Annotated in this window: 14 protein-coding genes; 11 read left to right on the top strand and 3 right to left on the bottom strand. The window is 61.1% G+C overall.

Annotated elements, in window-relative coordinates; all coding sequences use genetic code 11:
- The first annotated feature begins 96 nt into the window (after positions 1–96).
- The 4 genes from QMX82_RS24125 (at position 97) to QMX82_RS24110 (ending at position 4,813) form a co-directional block, all read left to right on the top strand.
- Positions 97–1,347: a ribonucleotide-diphosphate reductase subunit beta gene (locus tag QMX82_RS24125; RefSeq protein WP_183629036.1), complete on the top strand. Its 1,251-nt coding sequence runs from the start codon at positions 97–99 to the stop codon at positions 1,345–1,347.
- A gap of 31 nt (positions 1,348–1,378) precedes the next feature.
- Entirely contained in the window at positions 1,379–2,710 is a 1,332-nt protein-coding gene (locus tag QMX82_RS24120) for a hypothetical protein (protein ID WP_282288301.1), read from the top strand.
- A gap of 468 nt (positions 2,711–3,178) precedes the next feature.
- The gene (locus tag QMX82_RS24115) at positions 3,179–4,312 is read left to right on the top strand and encodes a GGDEF domain-containing protein (RefSeq protein WP_282288299.1); all 1,134 of its coding nucleotides are present in this window, start codon (positions 3,179–3,181) and stop codon (positions 4,310–4,312) included.
- Between the two features lie 48 nt (positions 4,313–4,360).
- A complete protein-coding gene (locus tag QMX82_RS24110; RefSeq protein ID WP_282288297.1) occupies positions 4,361–4,813 on the top strand; it encodes a GNAT family N-acetyltransferase in 453 nt (150 codons plus the stop codon).
- 77 nt (positions 4,814–4,890) lie between these two features.
- Here QMX82_RS24110 and QMX82_RS24105 read toward each other — a convergent pair whose 3' ends face one another.
- Positions 4,891–5,790, bottom strand: a complete 900-nt coding sequence (locus tag QMX82_RS24105) for a hypothetical protein (RefSeq protein ID WP_282288295.1) — start codon at positions 5,788–5,790, stop codon at positions 4,891–4,893.
- Positions 5,791–6,228: 438 nt separating this feature from the next.
- Positions 6,229–6,972, bottom strand: coding sequence for a class I SAM-dependent DNA methyltransferase (locus tag QMX82_RS24100; RefSeq protein WP_282288293.1), 744 nt, complete (start codon positions 6,970–6,972; stop codon positions 6,229–6,231).
- Between the two features lie 97 nt (positions 6,973–7,069).
- Between QMX82_RS24100 and QMX82_RS24095 the strand changes: the two genes are divergently transcribed.
- A complete protein-coding gene (locus QMX82_RS24095) occupies positions 7,070–7,537 on the top strand; it encodes an RNA methyltransferase (RefSeq protein WP_208692104.1) in 468 nt (155 codons plus the stop codon).
- Here QMX82_RS24095 and QMX82_RS24090 read toward each other — a convergent pair.
- Positions 7,534–8,364 carry an IclR family transcriptional regulator gene (locus tag QMX82_RS24090; RefSeq protein WP_282288287.1) on the bottom strand — a complete coding sequence of 277 codons (831 nt, stop codon included), beginning with the start codon at positions 8,362–8,364 and terminating at the stop codon, positions 7,534–7,536. The two genes, QMX82_RS24095 and QMX82_RS24090, sit on opposite strands and share 4 nt — an antisense overlap.
- 239 nt (positions 8,365–8,603) lie before the next feature.
- Between QMX82_RS24090 and QMX82_RS24085 the strand changes: the two genes are divergently transcribed.
- The 6 genes from QMX82_RS24085 to QMX82_RS24060 form a co-directional block, all read left to right on the top strand.
- Positions 8,604–9,623, top strand: coding sequence for an ABC transporter ATP-binding protein (locus QMX82_RS24085; protein WP_273861412.1), 1,020 nt, complete (start codon positions 8,604–8,606; stop codon positions 9,621–9,623).
- A complete protein-coding gene (locus QMX82_RS24080) occupies positions 9,620–10,486 on the top strand; it encodes an ABC transporter permease (protein WP_208692107.1) in 867 nt (288 codons plus the stop codon). The genes QMX82_RS24085 and QMX82_RS24080 overlap by 4 nt, the downstream gene beginning before the upstream one ends.
- Before the next feature lie 4 nt (positions 10,487–10,490).
- A complete protein-coding gene (locus QMX82_RS24075) occupies positions 10,491–11,285 on the top strand; it encodes an ABC transporter permease (protein WP_133863274.1) in 795 nt (264 codons plus the stop codon).
- 17 nt (positions 11,286–11,302) lie between these two features.
- Positions 11,303–11,593 (top strand): (2Fe-2S)-binding protein, encoded by a 291-nt coding sequence (locus QMX82_RS24070; protein WP_208695025.1) that lies wholly within the window; start codon positions 11,303–11,305, stop codon positions 11,591–11,593.
- Positions 11,590–12,951: an FAD/NAD(P)-dependent oxidoreductase gene (locus QMX82_RS24065; protein ID WP_282288280.1), complete on the top strand. Its 1,362-nt coding sequence runs from the start codon at positions 11,590–11,592 to the stop codon at positions 12,949–12,951. Before QMX82_RS24070 ends, QMX82_RS24065 begins: the two co-directional genes overlap by 4 nt.
- On the top strand, positions 12,948–13,768 hold an 821-nt coding region (locus tag QMX82_RS24060), incomplete at its 3' end, for an NAD(P)/FAD-dependent oxidoreductase (RefSeq protein WP_282288279.1). The genes QMX82_RS24065 and QMX82_RS24060, both read left to right, overlap by 4 nt.

Here is a 13,768-nt window from a genome sequence, read left to right as displayed (position 1 = left end):
ACACAAAACCCCCCCCACCCCCCCCCCCGCGGGGGGGGGGTGGGGGGGGGCCCCCGCCGCCCCGCCCCCACCGCACAGCCACCCAGGAGACACCCCATGCTGAACTGGGAAGAATTCGACAAAGACGACGATACCGCCACCGCCAAGCCCGCGCAGGCCGCCGGCCAGCAGGCGCCGGCCCAGACCGAGCGCCTGGACTCCGAGGGCGACGCCCTGGTCCACGACGCCCGTGCCCCATCCGCTGACGACTCCGACGCCGTGGCTCGCGCCAAGGCTGCGCTGAACGAGCTGGACATCCAGGAAGGCCTGGACGACCTGGAAGGTTCCTCCGCCCGCGTGCACGTCGGCGACAAGCAGATGATCAACGCCCGCGCCGACCTCAACCAGCTCGTACCCTTCAAGTACGACTGGGCCTGGCAGAAGTATCTGGATGGTTGCGCCAACCACTGGATGCCCCAGGAAGTGAACATGAACGCCGACATCGCGACCTGGAAGAGCGCGGACGGCCTCACCGAGGACGAGCGCCGCATCGTCAAGCGCAACCTCGGCTTCTTCTCCACCGCCGACTCCCTGGTCGCCAACAACCTGGTGCTGGCCGTCTACCGCCTGATTACCAACCCCGAATGCCGCCAGTACATCCTGCGCCAGGCCTTCGAAGAGGCGATCCACACCCACGCCTACCAGTACTGCATCGAATCGCTGGGCATGGATGAAGGCGAGATCTTCAACATGTACCACGAGATCCCGAGCGTCGCGAAGAAGGCGAGCTGGGGCCTGAAGTACACCCGCTCCATCTCCGACCCCGAGTTCAAGACCGGCACCCCGGAGACCGATCGCCAGTTCCTCAAGAACCTGATCGCCTACTACTGCGTGCTGGAAGGCATCTTCTTCTACTGCGGCTTCACCCAGATCCTCTCCATGGGTCGCCGCAACAAGATGACCGGCACCGCCGAGCAGTTCCAGTACATCCTGCGTGACGAGTCCATGCACCTGAACTTCGGCATCGACATGATCAACCAGATCAAGATCGAGAATCCGAGCCTCTGGGATGCCCAGATGAAGGACGAAGCCACCCAGATGATCCTCCAGGGCACCCAGCTGGAGATCGAATACGCCCGCGACACCATGCCCCGCGGCGTGCTGGGCATGAACGCGGCGATGATGGAGGACTACCTCAAGTTCATAGCCAACCGCCGCTTGACGCAAATTGGGTTGAAAGAAGAATATCCAGGTGCTACTAATCCCTTTCCATGGATGAGTGAAATCATGGATCTCAAGAAGGAGAAAAACTTCTTCGAAACCCGTGTGATTGAATATCAAACGGGTGGTGCACTGAGCTGGGACTAACCAATACCCCACCATTAAATTAGAGCTAATCATGCCTAACAGAACTGTCGATGTTTTCGGAGTAAGAGTCGATCCTATTGCTTCATACATCGACAGATCTGATGTAGACAAAGAATTTAATGATGGGGTCAATTCTGATCGACAGATAATAGTGTATGGCTCGTCAAAACAAGGCAAAACTGCTTTGGTACAAAAGCACCTACCTTATCACGATCAAATTGTTATTAGACTCGCTCCAAACACTCAAATCCTAGACATCTATCAAAGCATAGTCAGGCAGTGCGGAATCAAAATAATAACGGAGCAATCAGACACAAAATCGAACGGTGGCACATTTTCATTAGGGGCAAAAGTCAAAGCTGTACTACCTCTCTTCGGCAGCAGGGAAGTCAACAACAAAAATGAATTACAAAGCTCAGCATCACAAACAGTAAAAAACGAAGAAATACCTTTCAATCTCGAGCTTGCACAAGATATATGCGAGCTAATGAAAAAAATAAATCTTTCGAAATTCATTATATTAGAAAACTTCCACTACCTTCCTGAAGAAAAACAGCAACAACTTGCTTTTGATCTACGAACCTTTCAAGAAATGGGAGTTAGATTCGTTATTCTTGGAGTCTGGAAAGAAAAAAACAGATTAACTCAATACAATGGAGATCTAGACGACAGGTTAAAAGAAATCTCAGTTGAACCATGGTCTAAATCTGATTTTCAAAGAGTTGCCGAAAAAGGAAAAGCTCTTTTAAACATAGATTTTTCCGCGAAAATTTTAGACGATTGTATTAATGCTGCCTTTGGATCAATAGGCGTATTTCAAGAGCTTCTTAAAGAAACCTGCTTGCTCAATGATATATCAGAAGAATCCAGTAAAAAAATCTCAATAACAAAATACAGCACACTGAAATCTGCAATAGACAAAAAAGCAAAAGATTACTCAACGCGACACGAAAGATCTCTGCTATCAATATCTACCGGAGCAAAAGCTTACGCTCCCAGGCAGGGGCAACCACCTCTTTATCTTCCATACTATTTAGTCAAAACGATACTTGCCATAGGGCACGACGGGCTTAAACATGGAATTGAAAAGTCCGCACTTCAGGAAGAAATTAAAAACACTCACTACAGGCCTGATGATGTCAGGCCTGGCGATGTAACATATTTACTATCCAGCCTAGCATCGCTACAACACAAAAAAGGCATATCCCCACCAATCTTTGATTATAACAAAGAAGAAAAAAAACTACAGATAGTAGATTCAACCTTCTTTTATTATTTGCAACATGCAGATCTCAATGAATTTTCAGACAGCCTACCGGAACCATTTGGAAATCCGGAGATGACTGGCGATCTTTTTTCTTAGACATAAAATTTAAAATCTTACGATCCAGCCACTAGCCGCCTGCATAAGCTATCTATTAAGGCTTGCATAGTTTTCTCGAAGCTTTTCAGGAGGCGACGAACTAGTCTATATCTTAGTTTATTCCGGCTTACTTGCTGTGATTACTCTCTACGCTAGCGTCGACCTATCTCAGTACTTTCATTGTAACTGAATACTTTAAGCCTAAGCCTCCCACCTTAGTAGCGCCCTAATCTTTGCGCTGGTAAATTTTTGACGCCTCGCTTGTAGAGCTCAAGTAAAGAAGAGCAGCCTGCGACAGCCGCAGCTCAGGTTTGAATTAGTTTTATCTGCCCGTCATCACGGCGCGCGATCCTCTGCCTCAAGCCCGCGCCTGCCGTGTCGATAAGACTGCGGTGCGGCTCCGCCTTGGCGGGCGCGCGTCCCAGGCAGGGAGCGCCCTTCTCGTATCCAGACAGGTCCGATTCGCCCATGGCACTTGATGCCCCCACCATGCTGACCCTTACCATCGCCCTGGCGGCTGCCGCGGCGGGCTATCTGGCCATGGAGTGGCGGTCGGTGCGCGAGTCGGCGCTGCTGTACTGGAGCTCGGGCTTCGCCCTCATTTGCGTGGGTAGCACCCTGGCGCTGTTGCGCAGTCAGGGGCTGCTGCTGGTGGGCATCTGGTTCGCCAATGGGCTGCTGATTTTTGTGCATGGGCTCTTTCTGCTTGGCGTGGCGCGCTTTACCGGGCGGTGCCTGAGTCTGGGCTGGTGGGCCTTCGCTGCGATCTGGCTGGGGATGTTGCTGCTGCCCAATGAGCCTTGGTGGTCCAAGGTGCTGCTGGTGGTGCAGTCGCTCATGATTGGCATCCTGGCGATACGGGCGAGCCTGCTGCTGCGCCGGCGCAATGCCGGAGAGCGGCAGCTGCGCGCGGTGCTGCTGATCCATGGACTCTTCTACCTGATCAAGATGATCCCACCGCTCACCCCCGGCAGCCTGATCGATCTGGCGGTCTATCGCGGCGTCATCATCCAGGTCTCGTTGGTGGAGGGGGTGATGGCCGTAATGCTGATCGCCCTGTCGATGACCGGCACGGTACGTTATCGCCGCGAGCAGCATATCGAGCGCCTGGCCGGCAGCGATCCCCTGACCGGTCTGGATAATCGCCGCGCCCTGGAAGCCGAGGCGCCGCGACTGTTCGGCCAGGCGACCCCGGCCCGCCCCGGCGCCCTGCTGCTGATCGATCTGGACAACTTCAAGCTGGTGAACGACCTCCATGGCCATGCGGCCGGCGATGGTCTGCTGATCGCCCTGAGCGACCTGCTGCGCACCTCCCTGCCCTGCCAGGCGCTGGCCGCCCGGCTGGGGGGCGATGAATTCGTGGTGCTGCTGGGCGAGGCGGCCGATGCGGATGTCGTGCGCCTGGCGGACACCCTGCGCCTGCGCTTCAACCAGCTGGCGGCGCAGCGCCTGCGGACGCCCGAGCCCGTCACCCTGAGCATCGGCGCCGTGCTGTTCGATCAACCGCCGGAAAGCCTAGCGGCCCTGCTGGAGCGCGGGGACAGTGCCCTCTACGAGGCCAAGCGCGGCGGGCGGGATGGCTTGCGGATGAGTCTGGGATGAAGGCGCACTAATGCCTTAGGCTTGGGCGATTGCCTGACCGGAGCCACCATGCCCATCGCCTTCGAATCCCCCGATCAACCCGAGGTGATCGCCCTGATCGCCGAACTGGATGTCTATCAGGACGGCCTCTATCCGCCCGAGAGTCGTCATGCCCTGGATCTGACGTCGCTCATGCGGCCGAACGTGCTGTTCCTGGTCGCCCGGGATGACAGCGGCAGTGCCCTGGGCTGTGGGGCCATGGTGCTGCATGAGGCCTATGGCGAGATCAAGCGGATGTATGTGAACCCCAGGGGTCGCGGTCAGGGGCTGGGTGGTCGCCTGCTGGCGGAACTGGAGCGTGAAGCGGCAGGCCGTGGGTGTGAGTTGGCACGACTGGAAACAGGGCCCTATCAGCCGGAGGCCTTGCGGCTCTATGAGACGGCGGGTTACCAGCGGCGTGGTCCTTTTGGAGCGTATCGGGACGATCCGTTGAGTGTGTTTATGGAGAAGCGGCTGGTATGACCAGCTGCTCCTTAACTGGCGACATAAAAACAAAAATTACCCATAAGGAGTAGATGCTTCTGCAGGACCTAAAACGGTCATCTTTTGCAATTTATTCTACTAAAAATGTAGCCTTGGCTTTCGTTGGGAACGCCCAAAACAGCCACATCATCATCCAATAACTTCACCTTCCCCTTCAAATACTCCTTACCACACACCTCCGCCTTTATGTGAAAAGAAGAAAAAAACAAAGCGCCATTCAAAAATCTTACAGAATGGTCATTAGACAGTAAGTAACCTATAAGCTGCAGTGGCGCAACAGCTGTAATAGCCAAACCAACTACACATGAAGAGTGCACCAAAAAAGAAAATCTCTTTTTACTTTTCTTAGGCTTTCTTGGGACTGTCAGACCAACACCGGCATAGGCATTACTATGACTATCTGTGAAGGTCAATTTCGTCAATGCATATGCATATATGATCAGGGCAAAAATCGAGAGACCAAAAGTCCAAGACAAAGGGGAAAAAACTATACCTAACCACGCCATACCCGTAGCAAATTCAGTTCCGGACACAGTCGTAGCATCTGAAATATAACCATCTGCCCAAACCGCTGACAAAGCCACAGTGACAGAAACGCTTGCTGTGCCTAAGACCCCCACGAGAAAAAAATTATTTTTTCTGAAATCAGAAAAATTATACACAACGGACGCCAAAAACAACGAAACACAGCAAAGCAATAAAAGTAGAACCATGCCAAACGCTTTTACCAGCCAATTTCCCGGCCCACCATCCAAAACATACGACTGGCTTGCAAATAATAAATACAAGACAACAAATATCAAAACTGGAAATCGATCAGTTATATCACCGCGATTCAAACACAGATACAAAAATCTAAAAAAGCCAATACCTTTATGACCTCGAGAGTCTTTATATCTAACCACAATAGCAATTATTGCTGGCGTTACCAAGTATAAATTTACAATTGAAAGCATAAAATAAGCCTCACCAAATCAATTAAAAACCCACCATCATTGACAGCGCCCTTAATGCAAAATCCTCAGGAAGAAATCCATGTCTGACCCTTCCAATCTACAAGCTTTTAGAACAACCAATTTACGGACCACTACATAACCTCGACCACAGCATATAGAATACAGTCAAGATGAAGGACCACTACTCCTTCAGCCTATGCAATGGACCATGCAAGAAGAAATTATTGACTCGACGCCACACTCATCCAATACCTAGCCTCATATAAGAACACAGATAATATTGTCAAATTTTGGCATGGAAATTACTATCTGCGATTTCTGAAATAAATTTTCAGCAACCGCAGTAGCCGTAACTTTTCATACATATTTACTATTAGTAGTCTCACAGAGACTGAGGATAGTGCGCAGGACCGATCCATGCCCACGCGTATTAAAGTTCTAGCGCCTGACGCAGACGAACAGCGCATTACCCGCCTCGCCGGCCCAGGGTTCGATGCGCTGGTAGTCGTGCTCCAGCACCTGCACATCGAAGTGCGGCTCCAGCAGGGCCAGCAGTTCGGGGAAGTCCACCGCCACCATGGGGTGTTCGTCCTGCCAGATCTGCTGCGCGCCGGCATGGCGGCGTTCGATGCGCAGGCGGAGTTGCTGGTGTTCGCCCTCGCCCGGGTAGTGCCAGGCGGAGGCGAAGCTGAAGAGGCCATCGGCCCGTTCGACGCTGTGGCCGACGCTGGAGGCATTGTCGATGCGGCGCTTGTCGACGGCGTTGAAGCAGAACAGACCGCCGGAAGTCAGGGCCGCCCGGACCTGCGTCAGGCACGCCTGGAGCCGTGCAAGGCTGCCGCTGTAGTGCAGGGAGTAGAGAAAGCAGGTGATCAGATCGACCGGCCGCTCCAGCTCGAAGGCGCACATGTCCTGGCAGGAGAAGTCCGCCTCGGGGCAACGCAGCGCGGCCTGGGCCAGCATCGGCGGATTGAGGTCCAGCCCGCTGCTCTGGAAGCCGGCATCGAGGAAATGCCGCACATGGGGGCCGGTGCCGCAGGCGAGGTCGAGATGACGACTGCCACCGTTGCCGAACAGTCGCTGCAGGCGCAGCACCGCCTGGCTCTGGGCCCGGTAGTCGATGTCGGCGCAGAGCAGGTCGTAGTAGGCCGACAGGTCGGTGTAGAGGGCGGTGGCGGACATCGCAGGGGCTCGGGGCTGGAGACGCGGGCGCGCATCTTAGTCGGTTTCTGCAACCTTCGACGCCTTATACTGGCGGTTTTCCCGAGAGTCCCCTGACGTGAGCAACAAGAGATACGCCTGCATCGGCCTGAGCAACCCCAAGTCGCCGTCCAACGTCGGGTCCATCATGAGGGCGGCGGGTTGCTACGGGGTGGCCTCGGTGTTCTATACCGGCACCCGCTACGACCGCGCCAAGGACTTCGTCACCGACACCAAGAAGGTCCACCAGGACATCCCGCTGATCAACATCGACGACCTGCGCCGCATCCTGCCGCTGGGGTGCGTACCGGTGGCGGTGGAGCTGGTGGAGGGTGCCCGGCCGCTGCCCGAATACACCCACCCCGATCGCGCCCTCTATCTGTTCGGCTCGGAGGATGGCTCGCTGAGCCAGGAGCTGCGCGACTGGTGCGAGGACGTGGTGTACATCCCCACCCAGGGCTGCATGAATCTGGCGGCCACGGTCAATGTGGTGCTCTATGACCGCCTGGCGAAGGGCAATAACACCCGCTCCGGTCCGCTGTTTTAACCAAACCCCTGGGTCGGCCGGCGCAAGACCGGATCGAAGGGGTTGATGCGCGCGGCGATCACCCCGGCTTCGCGGCGGAGCAGTTCGATCACCGTGGGCAGGCGCTGGGGGTTGAGGCGTTCGCTCAGGGTGCCCACGCTCAGGGCGGCCACCGCCCGGCCATTGCGGTCGAGGATGGGCACGGCGAGGCCCGCCATGCCGGCCAGCACCCCGGTGTTGCGCGCGGCGTAGCCCTGCTGGCGAACGTTGTCGATCTCGGCGCGCAGCAGCACCTCGTCGTAATGATGGGCATCGCGCAGCCGCGGCAGGTTGTAGCGGATCACCTCGTCGCGCTCTTCCCTGGGCAGGAAGGCCAGGATCGCCAGGGCGCCCTGGCCGCCGCCCAGGGGCACGCGACCGCCGATGTCGCCGGTGAAGGTGCGGATCGGATAGGGCCCCTCGCTGCGATCCAGGCACATGGCGTCGAAGCCGCTGCGCGCCAGCAGGAACAGCGAATCACCCAGGGACGCCGACAGCCGCAGCAGACTCGGCCGCGCCAGGTCGCGCAGATTGCCGACCTGGCCGGCGCGGGCCGCCAGGGCGAAGAAGTCCAGGCTCAGGCGGTATCTCTTGCTGCGGGCACACTGCTCGACCATGCCCTCTTCCACCAGGCCCCGCAGCAGTCGGTGGGTGGTGGGTTGCGACAGGCCCACGCGCTCGGCGAGGCGGGTGACCTTTTCCCCCTCGGGATCACCCTCACCCAGGGCGCGCACCACGGCGAACACCCGGCTGATGGCGCCAACACCTACCTCACCTGCCGTTGTCTTTCTTTCACTGGAATCTTCCATCTACAACTCTCCCAAATATTCCACTGAGTGAATAAATATGAAAAAAGAGTTCATTCAGTGAAAAACCTGCTTGTCCTGCATCCTAGGTCGCCCTTACCTTCAGGTCCATAGGGCGATACTCACAATCACCGGACGCCGCCAGTCGAGCGAGCGCCAACGTCCCAGATCCAGGCTGTCTTTCGCCCTGCCAAAACCTTGCCCACCTCTCCCGTGGGCGCGACCGGAGGAGCATTGCGGCCATGGCTTTCCTGACTCTCGACAATCTCAGCAAGCGCTACGGCGACAGCTACGCGGTGGCCGGTTCGACCCTGGCCATCGAGCGCGGCGAATTCGTCTCCCTGCTCGGCCCCTCCGGCTGCGGCAAGACCACCACCCTGCAGATGATCGCCGGCTTCGTCGACGTCAGCAGCGGGCGCATCCTGCTCGACGGCCAGGACATCACCCACGCCAAACCGGCCAGTCGCGGCCTCGGGGTGGTCTTCCAGAGCTATGCGCTGTTTCCCCACATGACGGTGCGCGACAACGTCGCCTTCGGCCTGCGCATGCGCAAGGTGGCGGGCGCCGAACTGGCGCGGCGCGTCGAGGAAGCCCTGGGCCTGGTGCACCTGGGCCAGCACGCCGAGCGCTATCCGCGCGAACTTTCCGGTGGCCAGCGCCAGCGGGTCGCCCTGGCCAGAGCGCTGGTAATAGCACCCCCGGTGCTGCTGCTGGACGAGCCGCTGTCCAACCTGGACGCCCATCTGCGCGAAGAGATGCAGTTCGAGATCCGCCGCATCCAGCGCGAGGTGGGCATCACCACCCTGATGGTCACCCACGACCAGTCCGAGGCGCTGTCTATCAGCGACCGGGTGGTGGTGATGGAGGCCGGGCGCATCACCCAGGTGGATGCGCCCTATCGCCTCTACGAACACCCGCGCAACAGATTCATCTCCGACTTCGTCGGCAAGGCCAACCTGCTGCCCGGCAGCCTGGATGCCCAGGGTCGGCCACAGATCACCGCGGGCGGCGCCCTGGCGATCTCGCTGCGGCCGGAAAAGATCGAGCTGCGCCCCGCCGGTGAGGGGCGTCTGCAAGGGCGGGTGCTGACCCGCTTCTTCCTCGGCAGCCAGTGGCTGTATCGCCTGGAGACGGCGCTGGGCGAGGTGTCGGTGCTGCGCAGCAACGATGGGCTGCCGCCGCTGGACGAAGGCCAGCGCGTCGGACTGCACTGGGACGACGGTCTGCTGCGCCGCCTGGAAGCCGCGGAGGCCGCCGCATGAGCACCCTGCTGCGCGGCACCGGTCGCGCCTATCTGCTCAGCGCCCCGGCCCTGGTGCTGTTCGCCGGACTGCTGCTGGCGCCCCTGGCGCTGACCCTGGCGCTGTCCTTCAACGTCTTCGACTACGAGACCGGGATCAAGGAAGGCAGCTACACCCTGGCGCACTACCTGAGCCTGCTGGGCGATCCCTATTTCTACGAGATCTTCCTGCGCACCTTCTGGATCAGCGCCCTGGTCACCCTGCTCTGCGTGCTGATCGGGGTACCGGAGGCCATCGTCCTTAGTCGCATGGGCGCGCCCTGGCGCTCGATCTTCCTGATCCTGGTACTGACGCCGCTGCTGATCTCGGTGGTGGTGCGCGCCTTTGGCTGGAGTCTGCTGCTGGGCGCCGACGGCCTGGTCAACCAGGCCATCATGGCCCTGGGCGGGCGCCCGCTGAAGCTGCTCTACACCCCCTTCGCGGTGATCGTCGGCCTGGTCCACGTGATGCTGCCCTTCATGATCATCCCGGTCTGGACCTCGCTGCAGAAGCTCGATCCCTCGGCCGAACAGGCCGCGCTGTCCCTGGGCGCCAGTCACCTGACGGTGCTGCGGCGCATCGTGCTGCCCCAGGTGATGCCCGGGGTGCTGTCGGGAACGCTGATCGTCTTCGGCCTGGCCGCCAGCTCCTTCGCCATTCCCGGCCTGCTCGGCGGACGCCGGCTGAAGATGGTCGCCACCCTGATCTACGACCAGTACCTGGCGGAACTCAACTGGCCGATGGGCGCCACCCTGGCGGTGGCCCTGCTGCTGCTCAACCTGCTGGTGATGCTGGGCTGGAATCGCCTGGTGGAACGCCGCTACAAACGTGCCCTGGGAGTCTGACCTCATGACCCGCAACGGCCCGCTCGGGCTCGCCTTCCATACCCTGGTGATGGTCTTCATGCTGGCGCCGCTGGTGGTGGTCTGCCTGGTAGCCTTCACCCCGGAAAACACCCTCAGCCTGCCCACTTCCGGCTTTTCGCTGCGCTGGTTCGCCGCCGTGTTCGAGCGGGCGGATTTCCTCACCGCCTTCTACAACAGCCTGCAGCTGGCGGCGCTGTCGGCGACCCTGGCGACGCTGATCGCGGTGCCGGCGGGGCTGGCCATCACCCGCTACCGCTTTCCCGGCCAGGGCTTTCTCAATGGCCTGTTCCTCTCGCCGATCATCATCCCGCACCTGGTGCTGGGCGTGGCCATGCTGCGGTTGTTCGCCCTGCTGGGGGTGAATGGCAGCTTCAGCTGGCTGGTGCTGGCCCACGTGGTGGTGATCACCCCCTATGTGCTGCGCCTGGTGATCGCCGCCGCCATCGGTATCGACCGCAGCGCCGAGCAGGCCGCCGAGAGCCTGGGCGCCAGTCGCACCACGCTGTTCTGCCGCATCACCCTGCCGATGATCCTGCCCGGGGTAGCCGGCGGCTGGCTGCTGGCCTTCATCAACAGCTTCGACGAGGTCACCCTGTCGATCTTCGTCACCTCGCCGGCGACCCAGACCCTGCCGGTGCGGATGTACGTCTACGCCACCGAATCCATCGATCCGATGATGGCGGCGGTGTCGGCGCTGGTGATCGCCCTGACCGCGGCCACCATGATCCTGCTCGACCGCATCTATGGCCTGGATCGCGTGCTGGTGGGCAAACAATGAACAGCCGAGACCCGTCCATGGCACTGCTCAAGCGGGTGGCCGAATGCGACCGCCCGACCCTGGTCTTCACCCTCGACGGCCAGCCGGCCGAGGGCCTGCAGGGCGACACCCTGCTCACCGCCATCCTGACCCAGAGCGATCACCTGCGCGGCAGCGACTTCGGCGGCGAACCCCGCGCCGGCTTCTGCCTGATGGGCGCCTGCCAGGACTGCTGGGTGCGCCTGGCCGACGGCCGCCGGGTGCGGGCCTGCGCCACCTTTCTCGAAGCGGGCCAGCAGGTCAGCCGCGATCCAGGGCGGGCGCTGTGAGCGCCGTCGTGGTGGTGGGCGCCGGGCCGGCGGGCATTCGCGCGGCCCAGACCCTGGTCGCCCATGGCCTTGAGCCGGTGCTGCTGGACGAAAGCGCCCGCGGCGGCGGCCAGATCTATCGCCAGCAACCGGCTAATTTCCAGCGTCCGATCAAGGCGCTGTACGGCTTCGAAGCCGGCAAGGCCCAGGCGCTGCACGGTGCTTTGACCGAGATGCAGACGACGCTGGACTATCGACCTGACACCCTGGTGTGGAATGCCGAAGCGCGCGCCCTGGATACCCTCAGCCAGGGCCGCTATGTCGATCGCCTGGCCTTCGACCAGGTGATCGTCGCCACCGGTGCCACCGACCGTATCCTGCCGGTGCCGGGTTGGACCCTGCCGGGCGTCTACAGCCTGGGCGCCACCCAGGTGGCGCTCAAGTTCCAGGGCTGCGCCATCGGCAGCCGCCCGGTGCTGGCCGGTACCGGTCCGCTGCTCTATCTCGTCGCCTATCAATACGCCAAGGCCGGGGCCAAGCCACTGGCGGTGCTGGACAGCGCGCCCTTCCGCGACCAGGCCGCGGCCACCCCGGCCCTGCTCGGTCAACCGGCCACCTTCGCCAAGGGCCTCTACTACCGCAGCTGGCTGGCGCTGCACGGCGTACCCGTGCACCAGGGCGCCGATCTCCTGGCGGTCGAGGGCGAGCGCCGGGTGGAGGCCGTGCGCTGGCGCGCCGCCGACGGCGAAGCGCATCGACTGGAGTGCGATGCGCTGGGCTTCGGCCAGACGCTGCGCAGCGAGACCCAGCTGGCCGACCTGCTGGGGTGCGACTTCGCCTGGAGCGTTCTCAACCGGGCCTGGTTGCCGATACGGGACAGTGGTGGACGCAGCAGTCAGACCGGGGTCTACCTGGCCGGCGACGGCGCCGGCATCCAGGGCGCCGATGCCGCCGAACTGGCGGGCGAACTGGCGGCCCTGAGTCTGCTGGAGGATCGTGACGTGCCGGTGGACAGGGCGCGTATCCAGGCCCTGCAGGCACGCCTGGCGCGCTTCGAGGTCTTTCGCCAGGGCCTGGAGCGGGCCTTCCCCTTCCCCGCGGACTGGGCGACCAAGGCGCCGGACGAACTCATGGTCTGTCGCTGCGAACAGGTCAGCGCCGGCGAGATCCGCGCCGCCGTGGCCCAGGGCCACTGGGAGATCAACAGAGTCAAGGCCACCTGCCGGGTCGGCATGGGCCGCTGTCAGGGCCGCATCTGCGGCGCCGCGGCGGCCGAGCTGATCGCCTGCGCCAGTGGTCGCCCGCTGGACCAGATCGGCCGGTTGCGCGCCCAGGCGCCGATCAAGCCGCTGCCCTTCGGCGTGGAGCTGGCGCCATGAGCCGGCTGGACGTGGATGTCCTGATCATCGGCGGCGGCATCGTCGGCAGCAGCGCGGCGCTGTTCCTGGCCCAGGGCGGCCAGCGCGTCGCCCTGCTGGAACGCAACTTCTGCGGCGCCCAGGCCAGTGGCGTCAACTACGGCGGGGTGCGCCGCCAGGGCCGCCCGCTGGTGCAGTTGCCGCTGTCCAGTCGCGCCCATCAGCTCTGGGGCGGTCTGCAGGACCTGCTGGGTACCGATGGCGAATACCTCAGATCCGGCCACCTCAAGCTGGCCCGCAGCGACACCGACTTCGCCTCCCTGCAGGCCTATGCCCAGGCCAGCCAGGGCTTCGACCTCGATCTGCAACTGCTCGACCGGAGCGAATTGCGCCGGCGCTTTCCCTGGGTCGGCGACATCGCCGTGGGCGCCTCCTTCTGCCCGGAGGACGGCCACGCCAATCCACGCCTGGTCTCCCCGGCCTTCGCCCGGGCAGCCGCGCGTGCCGGCGCGCAGATTTTCGAGCGTACCGCCGTGACCGCCGTCGAGCACGACGGCCAGCGCTTCCAGCTCCGCACCGAGAGCGGCCTGACCTTGAGCGCGCCCTGGCTGCTGAATTGCGCCGGCGCCTGGGCAGCGGAGCTGGCCGCCCGCTTCGGCGAGCCGGTCCCCCTCACCGCGGCCCATCCGGCCATGCTGGTGACCGAACCGCTGCCGCCCTTCATGACCGCCAGCACCGGCGTGGAAGGCGGCGGCATCTATGCCCGCCAGGTGGCGCGCGGCAATTGCGTGCTGGGCGGCGGGCGCGGTTTCGCACTGGACGCCGACCGCGCCCGCCC

The organism is Pseudomonas sp. PS02302 (genome assembly GCF_029959585.1).
Classification (GTDB): Bacteria; Pseudomonadota; Gammaproteobacteria; order Pseudomonadales; family Pseudomonadaceae; genus Chryseomonas; species Chryseomonas aestiva.
Note: the sequence above shows the minus strand (reverse complement) of the source record. Positions and strands in the feature narration are given on the sequence as shown.

Excerpts from the sequence above, each read along its gene's own strand:
- QMX82_RS24105 (WP_282288295.1), bottom strand. The coding sequence starts at position 5,790 with ATGCTTTCAATTGTAAATTTATACTTGGTAACGCCAGCAATAATTGCT.
- QMX82_RS24070 (WP_208695025.1), top strand. The coding sequence starts at position 11,303 with ATGGCACTGCTCAAGCGGGTGGCCGAATGCGACCGCCCGACCCTGGTC.
- QMX82_RS24120 (WP_282288301.1), top strand. The coding sequence starts at position 1,379 with ATGCCTAACAGAACTGTCGATGTTTTCGGAGTAAGAGTCGATCCTATT.
- QMX82_RS24115 (WP_282288299.1), top strand. The coding sequence starts at position 3,179 with ATGGCACTTGATGCCCCCACCATGCTGACCCTTACCATCGCCCTGGCG.
- QMX82_RS24125 (WP_183629036.1), top strand. The coding sequence starts at position 97 with ATGCTGAACTGGGAAGAATTCGACAAAGACGACGATACCGCCACCGCC.
- QMX82_RS24090 (WP_282288287.1), bottom strand. The coding sequence starts at position 8,364 with ATGGAAGATTCCAGTGAAAGAAAGACAACGGCAGGTGAGGTAGGTGTT.
- QMX82_RS24100 (WP_282288293.1), bottom strand. The coding sequence starts at position 6,972 with ATGTCCGCCACCGCCCTCTACACCGACCTGTCGGCCTACTACGACCTG.
- QMX82_RS24110 (WP_282288297.1), top strand. The coding sequence starts at position 4,361 with ATGCCCATCGCCTTCGAATCCCCCGATCAACCCGAGGTGATCGCCCTG.
- QMX82_RS24085 (WP_273861412.1), top strand. The coding sequence starts at position 8,604 with ATGGCTTTCCTGACTCTCGACAATCTCAGCAAGCGCTACGGCGACAGC.
- QMX82_RS24080 (WP_208692107.1), top strand. The coding sequence starts at position 9,620 with ATGAGCACCCTGCTGCGCGGCACCGGTCGCGCCTATCTGCTCAGCGCC.
- QMX82_RS24075 (WP_133863274.1), top strand. The coding sequence starts at position 10,491 with ATGACCCGCAACGGCCCGCTCGGGCTCGCCTTCCATACCCTGGTGATG.